Source organism: Bacillus sp. CFBP9009 (assembly GCF_036541465.1).
In the GTDB taxonomy this organism is placed as follows: domain Bacteria; phylum Bacillota; class Bacilli; order Bacillales; family DSM-1321; genus Peribacillus.
In genome coordinates, this window is the sequence record NZ_JAZHFU010000001.1 from 682,370 (window position 1) to 699,120 (window position 16,751).

The 16,751-nt window shown below is 43.7% G+C and carries 17 protein-coding genes and 1 other annotated feature; of the genes, 12 read left to right on the forward strand and 5 right to left on the reverse strand.

Annotated elements, in window-relative coordinates; translation table 11 throughout:
* Window positions 1-6: 6 nt before the first annotated feature.
* The 6 genes from V3595_RS03530 (at window position 7) to V3595_RS03555 (ending at window position 6,987) form a co-directional block, all read left to right on the forward strand.
* Window positions 7-1,119: a PucR family transcriptional regulator gene (locus V3595_RS03530; protein ID WP_485905436.1), complete on the forward strand. Its 1,113-nt coding sequence runs from the start codon at window positions 7-9 to the stop codon at window positions 1,117-1,119.
* Between the two features lie 116 nt (window positions 1,120-1,235).
* Window positions 1,236-2,648 carry a glycolate oxidase subunit GlcD gene (glcD, locus tag V3595_RS03535; protein ID WP_485905437.1) on the forward strand — a complete coding sequence of 471 codons (1,413 nt, stop codon included), beginning with the start codon at window positions 1,236-1,238 and terminating at the stop codon, window positions 2,646-2,648.
* Window positions 2,645-3,970, forward strand: a complete 1,326-nt coding sequence (locus V3595_RS03540; RefSeq protein ID WP_485905438.1) for a (Fe-S)-binding protein — start codon at window positions 2,645-2,647, stop codon at window positions 3,968-3,970. The genes glcD and V3595_RS03540 overlap by 4 nt, the downstream gene beginning before the upstream one ends.
* Window positions 3,971-4,214: 244 nt before the next feature.
* The gene (locus V3595_RS03545) at window positions 4,215-5,144 is read left to right on the forward strand and encodes a YsnF/AvaK domain-containing protein (RefSeq protein WP_485905439.1); all 930 of its coding nucleotides are present in this window, start codon (window positions 4,215-4,217) and stop codon (window positions 5,142-5,144) included.
* A gap of 168 nt (window positions 5,145-5,312) precedes the next feature.
* Complete coding sequence (locus V3595_RS03550; RefSeq protein WP_485905440.1) at window positions 5,313-6,125, forward strand: general stress protein; 813 nt, start codon at window positions 5,313-5,315, stop codon at window positions 6,123-6,125.
* A gap of 478 nt (window positions 6,126-6,603) precedes the next feature.
* Window positions 6,604-6,987, forward strand: coding sequence for a general stress protein (locus tag V3595_RS03555; RefSeq protein ID WP_485905441.1), 384 nt, complete (start codon window positions 6,604-6,606; stop codon window positions 6,985-6,987).
* 16 nt (window positions 6,988-7,003) lie between these two features.
* Here V3595_RS03555 and sspI read toward each other — a convergent pair whose 3' ends face one another.
* Window positions 7,004-7,213, reverse strand: coding sequence for a small acid-soluble spore protein SspI (gene sspI, locus V3595_RS03560; RefSeq protein WP_061464325.1), 210 nt, complete (start codon window positions 7,211-7,213; stop codon window positions 7,004-7,006).
* 122 nt (window positions 7,214-7,335) lie between these two features.
* Between sspI and V3595_RS03565 the strand changes: the two genes are divergently transcribed.
* From V3595_RS03565 to pheT, 3 genes are all read left to right on the forward strand, one after another.
* Window positions 7,336-8,094, forward strand: coding sequence for a TrmH family RNA methyltransferase (locus V3595_RS03565; RefSeq protein ID WP_063232763.1), 759 nt, complete (start codon window positions 7,336-7,338; stop codon window positions 8,092-8,094).
* A 44-nt stretch (window positions 8,095-8,138) separates the two neighbouring features.
* Window positions 8,139-8,380, forward strand: a binding site (T-box leader).
* A gap of 58 nt (window positions 8,381-8,438) precedes the next feature.
* On the forward strand, window positions 8,439-9,479 hold the full coding sequence (gene pheS, locus V3595_RS03570; protein ID WP_485905442.1) for a phenylalanine--tRNA ligase subunit alpha: 1,041 nt from the start codon (window positions 8,439-8,441) through the stop codon (window positions 9,477-9,479).
* A 28-nt stretch (window positions 9,480-9,507) separates the two neighbouring features.
* Window positions 9,508-11,922, forward strand: a complete 2,415-nt coding sequence (gene pheT, locus V3595_RS03575; RefSeq protein ID WP_485905443.1) for a phenylalanine--tRNA ligase subunit beta — start codon at window positions 9,508-9,510, stop codon at window positions 11,920-11,922.
* A gap of 111 nt (window positions 11,923-12,033) precedes the next feature.
* Here pheT and V3595_RS03580 read toward each other — a convergent pair whose 3' ends face one another.
* The 4 genes from V3595_RS03580 to rnhC form a co-directional block, all read right to left on the reverse strand.
* Window positions 12,034-12,285 carry a hypothetical protein gene (locus tag V3595_RS03580; RefSeq protein WP_485905444.1) on the reverse strand — a complete coding sequence of 84 codons (252 nt, stop codon included), beginning with the start codon at window positions 12,283-12,285 and terminating at the stop codon, window positions 12,034-12,036.
* 76 nt (window positions 12,286-12,361) lie between these two features.
* Window positions 12,362-12,529 carry a hypothetical protein gene (locus V3595_RS03585; protein WP_485905445.1) on the reverse strand — a complete coding sequence of 56 codons (168 nt, stop codon included), beginning with the start codon at window positions 12,527-12,529 and terminating at the stop codon, window positions 12,362-12,364.
* Window positions 12,526-12,816 (reverse strand): hypothetical protein, encoded by a 291-nt coding sequence (locus V3595_RS03590; protein WP_485905446.1) that lies wholly within the window; start codon window positions 12,814-12,816, stop codon window positions 12,526-12,528. The genes V3595_RS03585 and V3595_RS03590 overlap by 4 nt, the downstream gene beginning before the upstream one ends.
* A 40-nt stretch (window positions 12,817-12,856) precedes the next feature.
* Window positions 12,857-13,816, reverse strand: a complete 960-nt coding sequence (gene rnhC / locus V3595_RS03595; RefSeq protein WP_402898246.1) for a ribonuclease HIII — start codon at window positions 13,814-13,816, stop codon at window positions 12,857-12,859.
* Window positions 13,817-13,988: 172 nt separating this feature from the next.
* Here rnhC and zapA point away from each other — a divergent pair, with 172 nt between their 5' ends.
* From zapA to polX, 3 genes are all read left to right on the forward strand, one after another.
* Window positions 13,989-14,249 carry a cell division protein ZapA gene (gene zapA, locus V3595_RS03600; protein WP_048678967.1) on the forward strand — a complete coding sequence of 87 codons (261 nt, stop codon included), beginning with the start codon at window positions 13,989-13,991 and terminating at the stop codon, window positions 14,247-14,249.
* Window positions 14,250-14,253: 4 nt separating this feature from the next.
* Window positions 14,254-14,799 carry a CvpA family protein gene (locus V3595_RS03605; protein ID WP_101222851.1) on the forward strand — a complete coding sequence of 182 codons (546 nt, stop codon included), beginning with the start codon at window positions 14,254-14,256 and terminating at the stop codon, window positions 14,797-14,799.
* Between the two features lie 210 nt (window positions 14,800-15,009).
* The gene (gene polX, locus V3595_RS03610) at window positions 15,010-16,728 is read left to right on the forward strand and encodes a DNA polymerase/3'-5' exonuclease PolX (RefSeq protein WP_485905447.1); all 1,719 of its coding nucleotides are present in this window, start codon (window positions 15,010-15,012) and stop codon (window positions 16,726-16,728) included.
* Window positions 16,729-16,751 lie beyond the last annotated feature (23 nt).

The following is a 16,751-nucleotide window of genomic DNA, read 5'->3' on the forward strand; positions in this document are numbered from 1 at the left end:
AATATAATGCAATTGGCAGCTGTGGCAGGAAAATTGGTTCATGAGGTTCGGAAACTGATTGAAGAGGAAATCATCATTATTGATCATGCTGGCACAATTATCGCCAGCACCGACAGCAGCCGTATTGGATCTTATCATGAAGGAGCCATCCACGCTTTCAACAATCGTGAGAAATTGATCATCAACAAACAGGATGAACGAAGTTGGAAAGGAGTGAAGGCAGGTATAAACCTACCTATTTTCTTCAACAAGGAAGCTGTTTGTGTCATTGGAATTACAGGTGACCCCAAACATGTTTCCCCTTATGCGGAACTATTAAAAAAGATGACGGAGATGTTCATTCAGGAAAGCTATCATATCGAACAAGCAGAATCCCAATCACGTCTGATGGAATTCTTTGTATTTGAATGGCATCAGCTGCAGACGTTCAATGAGCATTTCCTTCAGAAGGCCAAGTTGCTTGGGGTCGATGTTCATGCAGACCGGATCATCACTCTTGGTGAATTCAAGACTGAGGAAATCATTGAACCTCATGTATGGAGAACGCTTCAGATTTACATAAGACAGCAGCATCCCAATGACATCGCAGTCCGTTGGGGGAGGAACCAATTCGTCATTCTTTCAATAGCCGATTTCATCGGTTCAAAAAACCAGCAATATAATAAACTAAGTAAACTGCAAAAAAAGCTGGAGGAGAGTTCGGGTTATAAAGTGTGTGCAGGAGTTAGTTCGCGTGCATCAGGATCCGCTTTCAGGTCCGCGTTTTTTAAAGCGGAACGTTCCTTGAAAATCGCGTGTCCTTCATCGGGGATCATATTTGACGAGGACTTGAAGCTTGAGGTCCTGCTTGATGAAGTAACCGCTGAAACAAGACAGGAATATTTATCCAGGACGATTCAGGAGCTGCTTCCTAATGAGGAGCTGCTTAAAACCCTTTCCATGTATTTTGCATGTGATCTATCTTTGAAGGAAACCGCCGCAGCCCTGCATATCCATATCAATACCCTTCATTACAGGCTTAAGCGCATAGAGGATTTGACCAGACTGAACCCTAGGAAGCTAGCCGATTTAGTCACTATGTACCTAGCAGTAAGAGTATTGGATAAACATACAAAATAATTCTCCGGAAAGCACTAAATTCTATATGTTCATACATAGAAGGTTGAGTGTTTTTTTTCTTATACTTACATCATATAAAAAATCTCGAATTTCCTATGTTTTTGAGGAGGATGTACATGTTAACAAATCAGGTTAAGCAGCTACTTCTTAACATCGTCGGTCAGGAGAATTACGATGACTCGAAAGTGGAATGTCTAGTCTATTCATATGACGCAACGCCAGGCTTTCAAGCGATGCCGGATGCTGTCATTAAACCGGGCAGCACAGCTGAAGTCGCAGCCATCGTCAAAGTTTGCAACGAATATAATGTTCCGATCGTTCCACGCGGGTCTGGGACGAATTTGAGCGGAGGCACCTGCCCGACAGAGGGAGGGCTTGTCCTTTTATTCAATCGAATGAATTCATTACTTGAAATAGATGAGGAGAACTTAACGGCGACCGTACAGCCTGGGCTCATCACATTGGACTTGATTTCAGCAGTTGAAGAAAAGGGATTGTTTTATCCGCCGGATCCAAGTTCGATGAAAATCTCCACGATTGGCGGCAACATTAATGAGAACTCTGGTGGACTGCGAGGATTAAAGTACGGAGTCACCCGTGATTATGTCATCGGGCTTGAAGTTGTCCTTCCGAATGGAGACATCATTCGAACAGGGGGCAAGCTTGCCAAAGACGTAGCCGGATATGATTTAACGAAACTATTTGTCGGATCGGAAGGGACCTTGGGAATCGTTACGGAAGCGATCCTAAAGCTGATCCCCATGCCGGAAACGACAAAGACGATGCTTGCCTTATATCAAGATCTGGATGCTGCAGCCCAGTCAGTGGCCAAGATCATTTCAAATAAGATCATTCCTGTTACATTGGAATTTCTGGATCGGCCGACTTTGATCGTTGTTGAGGACTTCGCGAAAATCGGTTTGCCCACCAATGTTGAAGCCGTCCTGCTGATTGAACAGGATGGTCCGCCTGAAGTGGTGGAACGTGATATGAAAAGGATGGCCGATATCTGTCTAGAGGAAAAGGCGGTTTCAGTGGAAATTGCCGAAACGGAATCTGACGCTGTCGCCTTGAAAACAGCAAGACGGACAGCCCTTTCCGCACTGGCACGCCTCAAGCCGACGACCATTTTGGAAGATGCCACCGTTCCCCGCTCGGAAATTGCCAAAATGGTTAAAGCAATTAATGAAATCGCAGACAAGCATAACGTGGACATTTGCACTTTTGGTCATGCTGGGGATGGGAACCTGCATCCAACGTGCATTACCGACGCTCGTGATCATGAGGAAATGGAGAGGGTGGAGCTCGCTTTTGCCGACATTTTTGCCGCTGCTATCGACCTTGGCGGGACGATTACCGGTGAACATGGTGTGGGAGCGATGAAGGCCCCGTATCTTGAATGGAAGCTGAAGAAAGAAGGGATTGATGCCATGAGAGCGATTAAACAAGCTTTCGATCCCAATAACATCATTAATCCCGGCAAAGTATTTGCCAAGGAAACAAGAAAAAGGGTGGTGGTTACTTCATGACGACAGTTCAGGAAAGGGAAACCATTGCCATTCAATTCGCGGAAAAAATGAATGAAGATGAATTGTTGAATTGTATGCGCTGCGGCTTTTGCTTACCCCATTGCCCGACATACATAGAATCGGGGCTGAAGGAATCCCATTCACCAAGGGGCCGGATCGCACTTATGAAAGCGGTGGCAGATGGTGTGATTGAGCCTGATGAGGATGTAGAACGTTCGTTGAGTCTTTGCCTCGGCTGCAGGGCTTGTGAGCCTGTGTGTCCTTCAGGTGTGAAGTATGGACATCTTCTTGAAGAAGCAAGGGATATCATCCATCAGAATAAAAAACACAGTTACCCTGTAAAAACGATCCGCAAGGCCGTTTTTAGTGGGTTATTCCCACACCAGGAGCGAATGCAGGCCATGACGAGTTTGCTTGGCTTCTATCAGAGATCAGGACTGCAATACATGGCCCGTAAAACGGGAGTCCTCAACCTGCTTCCAGATAATTTGGCAACCATGGAAAAAGTGCTGCCGAAAGTCCCAAAAAAATCAGAAATGAAAAATAGGCCAACTGAGCTGCCTGCAATCGGAACGCCGCTCAAAAAGGTGGCTTTCTTTTCCGGCTGCTTGATGGATACGATGTTTTTGGAAACGAACAAGGCAACACTAAAGCTTCTTCAGCTGGCCGGATGTGAAATCGTGATTCCGAAATCCCAGGCATGTTGCGGGGCGCTGCATGGGCACAGTGGTGAAAAAGAAGGTGCTAAGCAACTGGCCAAGCGTAATATAGAAGCTTTTGAAGCGGAGGAAGTTGATTATATTATTACGAATGCCGGCGGCTGTGGAGCTTTTCTCATAGATTATGACCATCTGCTCCAAGCTGAACCGGAATGGCACGACCGTGCAATCGCATTTAAAAATAAGTTGAAAGATATCAGCGAGATTCTTGTTGATTTGCGTTTTCAGGAAAAAGTTCGCCTGAAACTGCCAGCTCAATCCGTAACTTTCCAGGATTCCTGCCATTTACGGAATGTGATGAACACCTCCTTGGCTCCACGAATTCTCCTTCAATCGATAGAAGGAATCAATTTCAGGGAAATGAAGGATGCCGATCGATGCTGCGGCTCCGCTGGGATTTATAATATAGTTGAATCAGAGATGTCCATGAATATTCTTGACTCTAAAATGGAGCACACGAAATCGACACAGGCCGATATTGTTGTAACGGCAAACCCTGGCTGTCTGTTACAAATGCAATTGGGGATCGAGAGGGAAAACTTGGGGGATTGTACGAAAGCGGTGCATATTGCAGACCTGCTAATAAAGGCTGTGGCTTTATAATAGAAGAAAAAGAATGCAAGTAGAAAACAAATGGAATTATTTGGTTAAACATTACATTTTAATAAATGAGGAAACCCTTGTAAAGCCTTGATTTTAGTAAAAAATGCGTTCTGTGCTGAGAACAAATTGTAAATGTTATAACAAAAAAGAAATATTGATTCCTCGTTTACTTAGGACCATGGCGGGTAGTGTTTATATATAGCTTCCACTAAACGAAACAACAAAACCTAAGGAGGAATGTAAAATGAATAAAACAGTATATGGAGTATATGAATCAAACGCAGAAGTGATCCAAGCAATTAATGCACTTAAGGCAAAGGGTTTTGAAGGGAACGATATTACTGTCGTCGCGGACAAGGAAGAAACATTGGATTTCACGAACCACAAACGCGAAACGGATGTTCATACAATGACGAATGTTCCTAACGACGAATCTTTTATGGACAAGGTGGCACGTTTCTTCATGCCGGAAGATACGGCAGATCTTTCAACAAGATTGGCGAATGCAGGCCTTTCGAATAGTGAAGCGGCTGAACATGTCTTTGATGTAGAAAACGGAAAAGTCCTGGTTCTGGTTGAAGAAGGTGAAGGCCACCTTGGAACAGCAAAAGATAAATTCACGACAGGAACAATGGACACTGCCGGTACAAGGCTTGATACAAACTCCACCAACCAATTATTTAACGGCACTGAAAAAACCGATACTTTAAATAAAGAGGATGTTTATGGAGTCAACGGACACGGCCGTGAATTGCCAGAGGATGAAAGGACTCTTACACTTCGCGAAGAACAGCTGAACATTGACAAAGAAAGAGTTCAGACAGGTGAAGTCGTCATTAACAAAGAAGTAAATGAACAGCATAAAACGATAAATGTCCCTGTTGAACATGAAGAAGTGACAGTCGAGCATAGATCAGTTTCAGGACGTGAAGCGAATCTGGAAACCGGGAGCATTGAAGATGGGGAAACAATACGGATCCCTGTTGTTGAAGAAAAATTGGAAGTTTCGAAAAAACCGGTCGTCTCTGATGAAATTGTCATCAAGAAACATGCTGTACAAGAAACGGAACAAGTTCAGGATACTCTTAAAAAGGAAGATATTCAGCTTGATAGTACAGATGAATCGAGCGTGAATGAGAAAAAGGCAACTGAACGTAGAACCGACCGCTTCTAAGAGTGAAGGAAATGGCCTGCAGTTTTTAAAACTGCAGGCTTCTTTTTGATTTCAAAGACTTATTAAAGGTTCGAGCCTAGGGAAGGCAAACCTTTTTGTTTAATTAGCACCCATCAGGGTATAAATACACATAAGAAGAAATATCGGAATATAGGAGGAGGAAGAAGCATGGGAAAAACATTATATGGTGTTTTTAATACGGAAAGAGAAATAATCCAGGCTATACAATCCCTCAAGGGAAAGGGGGTCCATGAAGGAGAAATAACGGTAATAGCTGATAGGAAAGAAGATTTGAATCTCGTCAATGAAAAGCGTGATCCGGATGTCGCCGTCGTTACTAACTCTAATGAGGATTCCTTCATTGATAAGATGAAACACTTTTTCCTGAACGAGGGTTCTGAAGATATAAGGAACCGACTAGGTGAGTTAGGGCTTGCCGATAGTGAAGCCACTGCTTATATAAATGAAGTGGAGGCTGGAAAATTCCTGATTCTTTTAGATGAATCGGAAACCGTATCAGCACGAGATAACATAACTTCCAATCGTATCGAGGATACGGACGAACCTGCAGAGAATCCGCTTAAAACAGGGGTGGTGAACAATCCGGACCCTAACCTTTTTCCTGAAACAACAGCGAATGCCTATCAATCAGGAGAAGTGGAAGCACAGCCAGGAAGAAGTCAAGAGCTTCACGGGAATTCTGCCAACATCTTTGAAAATGAAGAGCTAGATACGAAGCGAGCTCAAGAAAGGGAAATCAGGGGGAACTCCACCGGAAAATATAAGGAGCAAAAGCCAGGGGATTATGAAGGGACACTAGCAAGCGACCCTCATGCAGACCCGTTTTCTTCCGATACTGACAAAGCCCTGGATACTCAAGGATCACTGGATCGGACCGTGAGCACGAATGCGAGCGGACAGCAAGAGGAAGGCTTGCAAGAAGAATACATCAAAAATCGAATCAATACCGACAATCTGTAATACGCAAAAAGAACACAGCCTGCACAAGGCTGTTCTTCAGTTTGTGGATAAAGAGGGTTCGGAAAATATATCTTTCATCAAATTATGTTCCCGAACAACCTGACCCAAAGCAACATCTTATATCCTCCGATTTGATTTCGGTCTAGTTGATTGGAGCGGGTGTGCGAGACTCCTGCGGAAAAAGCGCGTCTAAGGGAGGCCCCGCAGGCGCAAGCCGAAAAAGCACCCTGACCGCCCGCTGAAAGCGAGTGCCTGGAATGGAAATCAACGTCCAAGTTGTATAAGAGAAACTGCAGGTAAACTCGATTTTTCATCTAGTTTCTACAGGCTGTTTTTTTTAAAACCCTTTAGGCAAAGGGTTTCCCCGTTCATTAGTTAGGAATCTCCGCTATACTATTTGCTTGTTTATTGTTAAAGCCGCAAGGTATAATGACTAAGGAATTTTATTTTTAGTAGGGTAACAAGGAGAGGGAGAAACATGGAAAAAAACGTATATGGTGTTTTTGACTCTAATCCGGAACTACTTGCTGCAATTCAAGACTTAAAAGCTAAAGGCATATCTGGCACCCAAATGACAGTGGCAGCTGATATAAAAAAAGATGTGCAGCTTGGAAATGAACATACGGATATCCTGATCATCGCCAATCAGGATAAGGAGGACACTCTTTTTTTAAGAATCTTCCACTACTTCACAGATGAAGGATCTGGAGATTTACGCAGCTTTTTCACGAAATACGGCTACTCTTTTGCTGAGACAAAAGCGATGCTTCAAGAAGTGAGCGCAAAAAAATTCTTCTTGCTGCTCGATGAAGAAGTCTCCATCGAAGAACTGAAGGCTGGCGTAGCGAAATTAAAAAAATAACAGCCTTTGAAGGCTGTTATTTTTTTAATCCTGCTTCGAGGGCAGTGATCATTTCCTGTTTTTCCTGCTCAGATGAATTTTGCCAGATGACCTCGAATAATACTCCCAATCCAGGAAGCATTTTTTCCTCGCCATTTTGTATGGCATCGACAATCGTGTCTTCCAGCTGATCTTGCGAATTTCCAGATACATTTTGAATGATCGCATTACGTAAGTTTAAATTCATAATTATTCCTCCTCTAACACATAATGACTGACATTAATAGCATTTCACAAACTCGCATGCAATATGTATGTAAATTGCGTTATAATAGGAAAATCAGTGTGAAGTTAAAGGAGCGTTTACCCTTGAAATATATCGAATCCGTAAAAAACCCTCAAGTTAAACAATGGAAAAAACTTTTGACGAAAAAAGAACGAGATAAAACAGGGAAATATTTAGTCGAGGGTTTTCACCTAGTTGAAGAAGCCCTAAAAGAAGAAATTGTCTTGGAAGTGATCATCAATGAAGAAACTGAAATGCCTGCACATTTTAAGGTGGAAGGCACAGAACTCATTTATGTGAAAAATGATATTATGAAGGCGATTTGCGATACCGAAGCCCCGCAGGGAATCGCAGCGGTTTGTGAACAGAAATCAACGAGCATGGCGTCCATAAATCCGGATAAACTATTGTTGATCGATGCCGTCCAAGATCCGGGGAATATTGGAACGATGATCAGGACAGCGGATGCAGCTGGAATCGATGCGGTCATTCTTGGCGAAGGATGTGCTGACTTGTATAATCCCAAAGTAGTCCGTTCGACGCAAGGGAGCCTCTTCCATATGCCTGTCATTAAAGGTAACCTTTCCGAAATCATCGATGAGCTGAAGCAAAGCGGCACTCCGGTTTATGGCACGGCATTAGAAGGCGCATCACCATTTGAAGAAGTGGAAAAGTCTTCCCGTTTTGCCCTGCTGGTCGGTAATGAAGGCCAAGGAGTATCGAAGGAATTACTGGAGAAAACGACTAAAAACCTTTATATTCCCATCTACGGAAAAAGCGAATCATTGAATGTGGGGATTGCTGCCGGGATTTTAATGTACCATTTACGAAAATCGATTTGAAACGGCCGAAGAATTATAATATAATAAAACAGAATTTTATAATGAAAACAACGATGACAAAGAGTAGTAGCTTAAGTTAACCATATCCAGGGAAAAAATGCCTTGACTGAAAGCATTTTTATGGCACTGCTTAAGGGAATTCACCTTTCGAGTTGGCATTGGGAAGACAGGATGTCCGAAAAATGTTCCGGTGAAGAGCCGTTATTTTTAATGAAGTGAGTGCATAAGTTTTTTTGTTTGTGCACTAATAAGGGTGGTACCGCGATACATAAACCTCGTCCCTTTAGGGATCGGGGTTTTTTTGTGTTCATTTTTACAAAAGGAAAATAAAGGAGGAAGACATGATGCAGGAACGATTACTAGAACTGCAGGAAGAAGCGTTGCAAAAAGTTGCCGCCGCTTCCGAATTAAAAGAAATGAATGAAGTCCGTGTTGCTTATTTAGGGAAAAAAGGGCCAATCACTGAGGTATTGCGCGGCATGGGTAAATTATCTGCCGAAGAACGCCCGAAAATCGGGGCACTAGCCAATGATGTACGGGAAGCGATCGCAACAAAGATCGAGGAGAAACAAAAAGCACTTGAAACTGCGGCAGTCAATGCAAAGCTAGCAACTGAAACGATTGACGTCACACTTCCAGGACGTCCGGTAAACAAGGGAAATCTTCACCCATTAACACGTGTCGTGGAAGAAATCGAAGACTTATTCATCGGTATGGGTTATACCGTTGCGGAAGGTCCTGAAGTCGAAAGTGACTACTACAACTTCGAGGCACTTAACTTGCCAAAAAGCCATCCGGCACGTGATATGCAGGATTCCTTTTACATCACGGATGAAATCCTGATGCGTACGCACACGTCACCTGTTCAAGCCAGAACGATGGAAAAACATAAAGGTCAAGGTCCTGTTAAAATCATTTGCCCAGGAAAAGTATATCGCCGTGATAACGATGATGCGACACACTCCCATCAATTCCAGCAAATTGAGGGCTTGGTCATCGATGAGAACATCAGCATGAGCGACCTGAAAGGAACACTAGACGTATTTGCCAAAAAAGTATTCGGGCAAGACCGTGAAATCCGTCTTCGTCCTAGTTTCTTCCCATTTACTGAGCCTTCCGTCGAAGTCGATATTTCTTGTAAAATCTGCGGCGGTAAAGGCTGCAGCGTTTGTAAACAAACAGGCTGGATCGAAGTGCTTGGCGGCGGGATCGTTCATCCGAACGTCCTTGAAATGGCTGGCTTCGATTCCAAGAAATACTCCGGATTCGCATTTGGAATCGGCGTGGAACGAATTGCCATGTTGAAATACGGTGTGGACGATATCCGTCATTTCTATACGAATGATGTTCGATTCTTAAAACAATTCAACCATCACGAAGCATAAATTTTTATTTTAAAAAGGAGGACCTACCATGTTTGTGTCATATAAATGGTTACAAGATTATGTTGACCTTTCAGGCATCAATGCGACGGAGCTAGCTGACAAAATCACAAAAAGCGGCATTGAGGTTGAAGGGGTAGAAAAGAAAAGTGAAGGACTAAAAGGAGTCGTCATCGGGCATGTCATTGAACGTGAACAGCATCCAAATGCGGATAAATTGAATAAATGCCAAGTTGATATCGGGGCCGAAAATCCCGTTCAGATCATCTGTGGAGCACCGAATGTCGATAAAGGCCAAAAAGTCGCAGTCGCTACTGTTGGCGCAGTCCTTCCTGGTAATTTCAAAATCAAGAAAGCGAAACTTCGCGGAGAGGAATCGCACGGGATGATTTGCTCTCTTCAAGAATTGGGCTTCGAATCCAAGCTCGTTTCCAAGGATTACGCTACAGGTATCTTCGTCTTCCCAAATGATGTGGAAGTAGGGAAAGATGCATTGGAGGAACTTGGTTTAAGTGATGAAGTGCTGGAACTTGGGCTGACTCCAAACCGTTCCGACGCATTGAGCATGCTTGGTGTTGCATACGAAGTGGGAGCCATTCTAGGCCGTGAAGTGAAATGGCCGGTTGTCGAGAAAGTAGAGGCAGCTGAAAAAGCATCAGATTATATCAGTGTCAAAGTGGAAGCGAAAGAAGATAACCCGATATACATTGCTAAAATCATCAAGGATGTTAAGGTAGGACCCTCACCGCTTTGGATGCAGACTCGGTTGATGTCTGCAGGTATCCGTCCTCATAATAATGTGGTGGATATCACGAACTACATTTTACTTGAATACGGACAACCGCTTCATGCCTTTGATTATGACCGCTTTGGTTCAAAGGAAATCGTCATCCGCAGAGCGAAGGATGCTGAAAAAATCGTAACTTTGGATGAAACGGAACGCGCTTTGACACCTGACCATTTAGTGATCACAAATGGCAGCGAGCCTGTTGCGATAGCTGGTGTGATGGGCGGAGCGGATTCCGAAGTGAAAAATGATACGACGAACATCATTATTGAAAGTGCATATTTTGCAGGTACAGTAGTTCGTAAAGCTTCAAAGGACCATGGATTACGCAGTGAAGCCAGTGCCCGCTTTGAAAAAGGCGTCGACCCAGCCCGTGTACGTGAAGCTGGAGAACGTGCTGCACAATTGATTGCGCAATATGCAGGCGGAACAGTCTTACAAGGAGCAGCAGAAGTTGACGAATTGACAATGGAACCTGCGGTCATTAGCATCACTCTTGAAAAAATCAACACACTTCTTGGAACAAGCATGACCGTATCAGTTGTGGAATCGATCTTCAAGCGTCTGCAATTCGGCGTGGAACTTGACAATGAAACGTTCACAATCACAGTCCCGACGCGCCGTGGTGATATTACGATTGAGGCTGATTTAGTCGAAGAGGCTGCACGTTTATATGGATATGATAACATTCCCGCTACACTGCCGATCGGTTCTGCTACCCCAGGCCAATTGACTGACTATCAAATTAAACGGCGGAAGGCACGCCGTACACTTGAAGGCGCAGGCCTTTATCAAGCGGTGACCTATTCACTGACAAGCCAGGAAAAAGCGTCCCAATTTGCACTGGAAGCAAGAGAATCCATACGATTAGCAATGCCAATGAGTGAAGAACGGAGTCAGCTGCGTTTAAGCATCGTGCCTCAATTGCTGGAAGTCGTGAAATATAACAATGCCCGCCAAATTGATTCACTGGCACTGTATGAAATCGGTTCGGTATTCTTTAAGCGTGACGAACAAGAACTGCCTGAAGAAAAAGAACATATTGCTGGAGCAATCACAGGCCTATGGGAGTCACATCTATGGCAAGGCGAAAAGAAACCAGTGGATTTCTTTGTAGCCAAAGGCGTGATCGAAGCATTATTCGACACACTTGGATTAGCTGATCAAATCAGTTATCGCCAAGCGGAAATCAACGACATGCATCCAGGACGGACAGCCGAAGTACTATTGAATGGTGAAGTGATTGGCTTTATCGGCCAAGTTCACCCAACCGTCCAAAAAGACTTGGATATTAAAGAAACATACATTTTCGAACTTTCATTAAAAGCATTGGCCGAAGCAGAAGTCGCTCCGATTGCCTACCAAACCATTCCGCGCTATCCATCAACCACACGAGATATCGCGCTCGTTGTGGATCAAGCTACGAAAGCCGGGGACATTCAGGATATTATTGAAGAAGCCGGTGGCAAACTGCTGAAAGAAGTAAGCATCTTCGACTTATACGAAGGTGAAAGAATGGAGGAAGGCAAGAAATCCATTGCCTACTCACTGAAATACTTCGACCCGGAACGTACTCTAACGGACGAGGACATTACTAAAGCACATGATAAAGTGCTTGAAGCCGTTAAAGAAAAAGCTGGCGCAGAGCTAAGAGGATAAAACCAAAAAGACAGCTCCCTGAATCTTGGGGAGCTGTCTTTTGGGATTTTACGAGTAAACGGCACGAACTCACGAGTAAATGACGCGAACTCACGAGTAAATAGTGCGAACTCACGAGTAAAGCGCAAATTCACGAGTAAATAGCGAGAATTCACGAGTAAATAGCGAGAATTCACGAGTAAAAGGCGGAAACTCACGAGTAAATGGAGCGATCCCACGAGTAAAACGCAAATTCACGAGTAAATAGCGAGAATTCACGAGTAAATAGTGCAAACTCACAAGTAAATGGTGCAAACTCACGAGTAAAAGGCGCGAACTCACGAGTAAATAGCGAGAATTCACGAGTAAATAGTGCAAACTCACGAGTAAAGCGCAAATTCACGAGTAAATGGTGCAAACTCACGAGTAAAGCGCAAATTCACGAGTAAATAGTGCGAACTCACGAGTAAAACGCAAATTTACGAGTAAATAGCGAGAATTCACGAGTAAATAGCGAGAATTCACGAGTAAATGGTGGAAACTCACGAGTAAATAGCGAGAATTCACGAGTAAATAGAGCAAACTCACGAGTAAAGCGCAAATTCACGAGTAAATGGCGGAAACTCACGAGTAAATGGAGCGATCCCACGAGTAAAACGCAAATTCACGAGTAAATAGCGAGAATTCACGAGTAAATAGCGAGAATTCACGAGTAAAAGGCGGAAACTCACGAGTAAATGACGCAAACTCACGAGTAAAGCGCAAATTCACGAGTAAATGCGAGAATTCACGAGTAAAGCGCAAATTCACGAGTAAATAGCGAGAATTCACGAGTAAATAGCGAGAATTCACGAGTAAATAGCGAGAATTCACGAGTAAATAATGCAAACTCACGAGTAAATAGCGCAAACTCACGAGAAAAAGGCGGCTTTTCCAAAAGATCAGCCGCTTTCTTCTATTTATGATATTTCTGTTGATATAGTCGCTTTGCTTTTTCTGTATTGGCGAAGTGGGTTTTCGTGAATTCGTTTAATGAATCGATTCCTTTTTCATGAATTAATCTTGCGGCCGCTTCATCGACTGCAAATCCGGCTCCTTTAGGGATTTTGAATCCGGCTTTTTCACTCAGCAAGTCAAAGCGTTTCACGAATGCATATCGGGCTAGGATGGATGCGGCTGCTACTCCAAGGTGTATGCCTTCCGCTTTTGTGCATAGATAGGTGGCGTTAGCTTGAAATAGTTCTTGCCCTTTTAGGTAATTGAAAAATACCTCTGGTTGAGCGAATTGGTCAATAAGGACCGCTTCTGCTTGTTCCGGGTGGATTTTTTGCATGAGATTCTTGATTGCTTGGTTATGGAGGAGTGCCTTCATTTTTCCTTGTGACATTCCTTTTGCCTGAAGCGCATTATATTTCGGGTTGTCGCATGTGAGCAGGCTGAATGGCACTACATCCTTAATCTGTTTGGCAATTTCGATGATCTGTGGATCTTTGAGATTTTTGGAATCCTGGACACCAAGCTCCTTTAATAGGGCTAGTTGCTCCTTTTTTGCATATACGGCTACGACGGTGATCGGGCCGAAATAGTCTCCTGTTCCGACCTCATCGGATCCAATCACAGACATGGTCCCGATATTTGCAGGCGGCGAATATCGATGGACATTGACTGATGCAGGGGACGCCGTTTTTTTCTTTGGAGCAGCAGCAGTGGTGCCATTTTGCCATTTTACTGCTTCTAGTTCGGCATTTTTACCCTGAAAAAGCACCTTTCCAGATTTATAGGCGGTCACCGTACATAGCGGCGGTTTGGCGGAAAAGATGCTCCCGGGCGGCAGCTTGGCGGCCAAGGATGAAGAATAATGGGACTTCATCGCCTTTATTTGTTCAGGACTGATAAGTAAAACAACATGGGACATAATGGGTAAGCTCCTAACTTCATTTTGTTTATTAGTAATCCTCTTCCTAAAATTCGTTTTCGTTTGACAAATTATTGAAATTTTTATGCGAGAAATGACGATGTACTCTCTTTCATGACGAAAAACTTCGTGATATGATAGAATTAGGATTGTTTAGATTGGGGGCATCATTTTGTCAGACGATAAACGAAATAAAACAACAGTTGATATATACGGACAACCATATACAATCGTCGGCACAGAAAGCGCAAGTCATATGCGCCTGGTCGCTTCGATGGTTGACGAAAAAATGAGAGAGATCAGGATGAAAAATCCATACTTGGATACAAGTAAGCTAGCGGTGCTAACGGCCGTGAATACCATCCACGAATATATTAAATTAAAAGATGAACTAGACCAGCTTCAACTGGAATTAAAGAGAGAGAAGGACTGAGTATATGCTTGATTTAGCAATTCTGGCCATTCTTTTAATCGGTTTATTAATCGGTTTAAAGCGTGGCTTCATTTTACAAACGGTTCATATGACAGGGTTCATAGTAGCCTTCATCGTCGCCTATGTATTTTACGGAGATCTTGCTCCCAATTTGAAATTGTGGATTCCGTTTCCAACGATGGGTGATTCCTCGACCCTTAATATGTTTTTCGATACAGTCGGGCTTGATACGGCGTATTACAATGCAATTGCCTTTGCAATCATTTTCTTTGCTGCCAAGATTCTTTGGCAAATGATAGGATCCATGCTCAACTTCATTACCCATCTTCCGATATTAAAGCAGCTGAATCGCTGGGGTGGAGGGATATTGGGCTTTCTCGAAGTCTATCTTATCATGTTTATTATATTATATATAGCTGCCATGCTGCCAATGGATTCCATCCAGAAACCATTAACGGGCTCATTTCTGGCAGAATCGATCGTGAAACATACGCCGTTCCTTTCCGAGCAAGTGAAGGAACTTTGGTTTCATGATCTAAAACAATCTTAATGTCAGTATAAGTGGGCCTGCCTCCCTTTCTCAAAGTCCTGGATTCCTATACTTTGAAAGGGGGAGGCCCCTTTTTATGTAGCAGCATGTAGCTTCCTTCTATTTGATTCGTAGGTTAAGAATCTGACTGCTTGTACTTTACCTCCAAGAAAGGTATCTTTAAGAAAGTGAATATGGGACACCCTACTAATTTTTTCGGCGGTGAATTAAATGACAATTAATAAAAAAGATATCATTAAACTATTAGAAAAAATTGCAATATATATGGAACTAAAAGGAGAGAACCCGTTCAAGGTTTCAGCTTTCCGAAAGGCAGCAGGCGCCTTGGAAACGGATGACCGGAGCCTGTCGGAGATCGAAGATTTTACCGCTTTGAATGGAATCGGGAAAGGAACGGCATCCGTCATCGAAGAGTATATAAATGAAGGGAAATCGACTGTACTTGAAGAGCTTCAGGAGCAGGTGCCAAAAGGATTGATTCCGCTTCTGCAGCTTCAAGGTTTGGGCGGGAAGAAAATTGCCAAGCTTCATAAAGAGCTGCATGTCAATGATGTGAATGATCTTAAAATCGCCTGTGAAGAAGGCAGGGTCGCGGCGCTTGCCGGTTTCGGCAAAAAAACGGAAGAGAAGATCCTGTCTGCAATTGCCGATGCGGGTTCTAGGCCCGATCGACTGCCCCTAGCCTTCATGAGGCCGATTGCGGCTGATATTGAAACGGCTCTTGCTAACATGGATTACATCATCCGTTCTTCCAGGGCGGGCAGTATCCGGCGCATGAGGGAAACGATCAAGGACCTCGATTTCATCATTTCGACAGATCATCCCGAAGAGGTTAAGAATCAACTGCTTGCAATAAAAGGGATAAAGCAGGTGATTGCGGCCGGTGATACAAAAGTATCGGTCGTGCTTGATTATGAATATGACATTTCAGTTGATTTCCGAATCGTTAAGGATAAGGAATTCATCACGACACTCCATCATTTTACGGGTTCGAAGGATCACAATGTGCGGATGCGCCAGCTTGCTAAAGATCGCGGAGAGAAAATCAGCGAATATGGGGTGGAAGTGACTGAAACCGGTGATGTATTGACGTTTGAAACGGAAGAACAATTTTATAATCATTTTGGCCTTCCTTTCATCCCGCCTGAAATACGTGAAGACGGAACGGAAGTGGAGCATTATGATGCTAATGAACCTCTCATATCTTTAGAGGCCGTTAAAGGTGATCTGCATATGCATACCACATGGAGTGATGGGGCTCATACGATTGAAGAAATGATTGAAGCATGCCGTGCAAAAGGGTATCGATATATGGCCATCACCGATCATTCGCAATATCTGAAAGTGGCGAACGGCTTGACTGCGGAACGTTTACGTGAACAAAAACGGATCATTCATGAACTTAATGAAAAATACGCTGATTTTACCGTTCTTTCTGGGATAGAGATGGATATACTTCCTGATGGGACACTTGATTATGACGATGAGCTGCTTGCAGAGATGGATTTGGTGATTGCATCTATTCACTCAAGCTTTTCACAGCCTCGGGAAACGATCATGGAGCGCTTAAAAACGGCTCTGAATAATCCGCATGTAGATATCATCGCCCATCCAACGGGAAGGATCATCGGCAGACGCGCCGGATATGATGTGGATATAGAGATGCTGATCGAACTGGCCCGTGAAACGAATACTGCCTTGGAATTGAATGCGAATCCGAACCGATTGGATTTGGCACCTCCCCATCTGCGCAAGGCGCAGGAAGCGGGCGTTCCTATCGTAATCAATACGGATGCCCACAGCATCGACATGCTTGAACATATGCCTGTTGGGGTCGCATCAGCCAAAAAGGGCTGGGTTAAAGAATCCACGGTTCTTAATGCAAGGGATACGGATGGATTATTGGCGTTTTTAAAGAGAAATGATTAACTATTTGCCCATAAATAAGGAGG

Coding starts and splice junctions, on each gene's coding strand:
- sspI (WP_061464325.1), bottom strand. CDS start 7,213: ATGAATTTAAACTTACGTAATGCGATCATTCAAAATGTATCTGGAAAT.
- V3595_RS03555 (WP_485905441.1), top strand. CDS start 6,604: ATGGAAAAAAACGTATATGGTGTTTTTGACTCTAATCCGGAACTACTT.
- glcD (WP_485905437.1), top strand. CDS start 1,236: ATGTTAACAAATCAGGTTAAGCAGCTACTTCTTAACATCGTCGGTCAG.
- pheS (WP_485905442.1), top strand. CDS start 8,439: ATGCAGGAACGATTACTAGAACTGCAGGAAGAAGCGTTGCAAAAAGTT.
- rnhC (WP_402898246.1), bottom strand. CDS start 13,816: ATGTCCCATGTTGTTTTACTTATCAGTCCTGAACAAATAAAGGCGATG.
- V3595_RS03550 (WP_485905440.1), top strand. CDS start 5,313: ATGGGAAAAACATTATATGGTGTTTTTAATACGGAAAGAGAAATAATC.
- pheT (WP_485905443.1), top strand. CDS start 9,508: ATGTTTGTGTCATATAAATGGTTACAAGATTATGTTGACCTTTCAGGC.
- V3595_RS03605 (WP_101222851.1), top strand. CDS start 14,254: ATGCTTGATTTAGCAATTCTGGCCATTCTTTTAATCGGTTTATTAATC.
- V3595_RS03545 (WP_485905439.1), top strand. CDS start 4,215: ATGAATAAAACAGTATATGGAGTATATGAATCAAACGCAGAAGTGATC.
- V3595_RS03540 (WP_485905438.1), top strand. CDS start 2,645: ATGACGACAGTTCAGGAAAGGGAAACCATTGCCATTCAATTCGCGGAA.
- V3595_RS03530 (WP_485905436.1), top strand. CDS start 7: ATGCAATTGGCAGCTGTGGCAGGAAAATTGGTTCATGAGGTTCGGAAA.
- polX (WP_485905447.1), top strand. CDS start 15,010: ATGACAATTAATAAAAAAGATATCATTAAACTATTAGAAAAAATTGCA.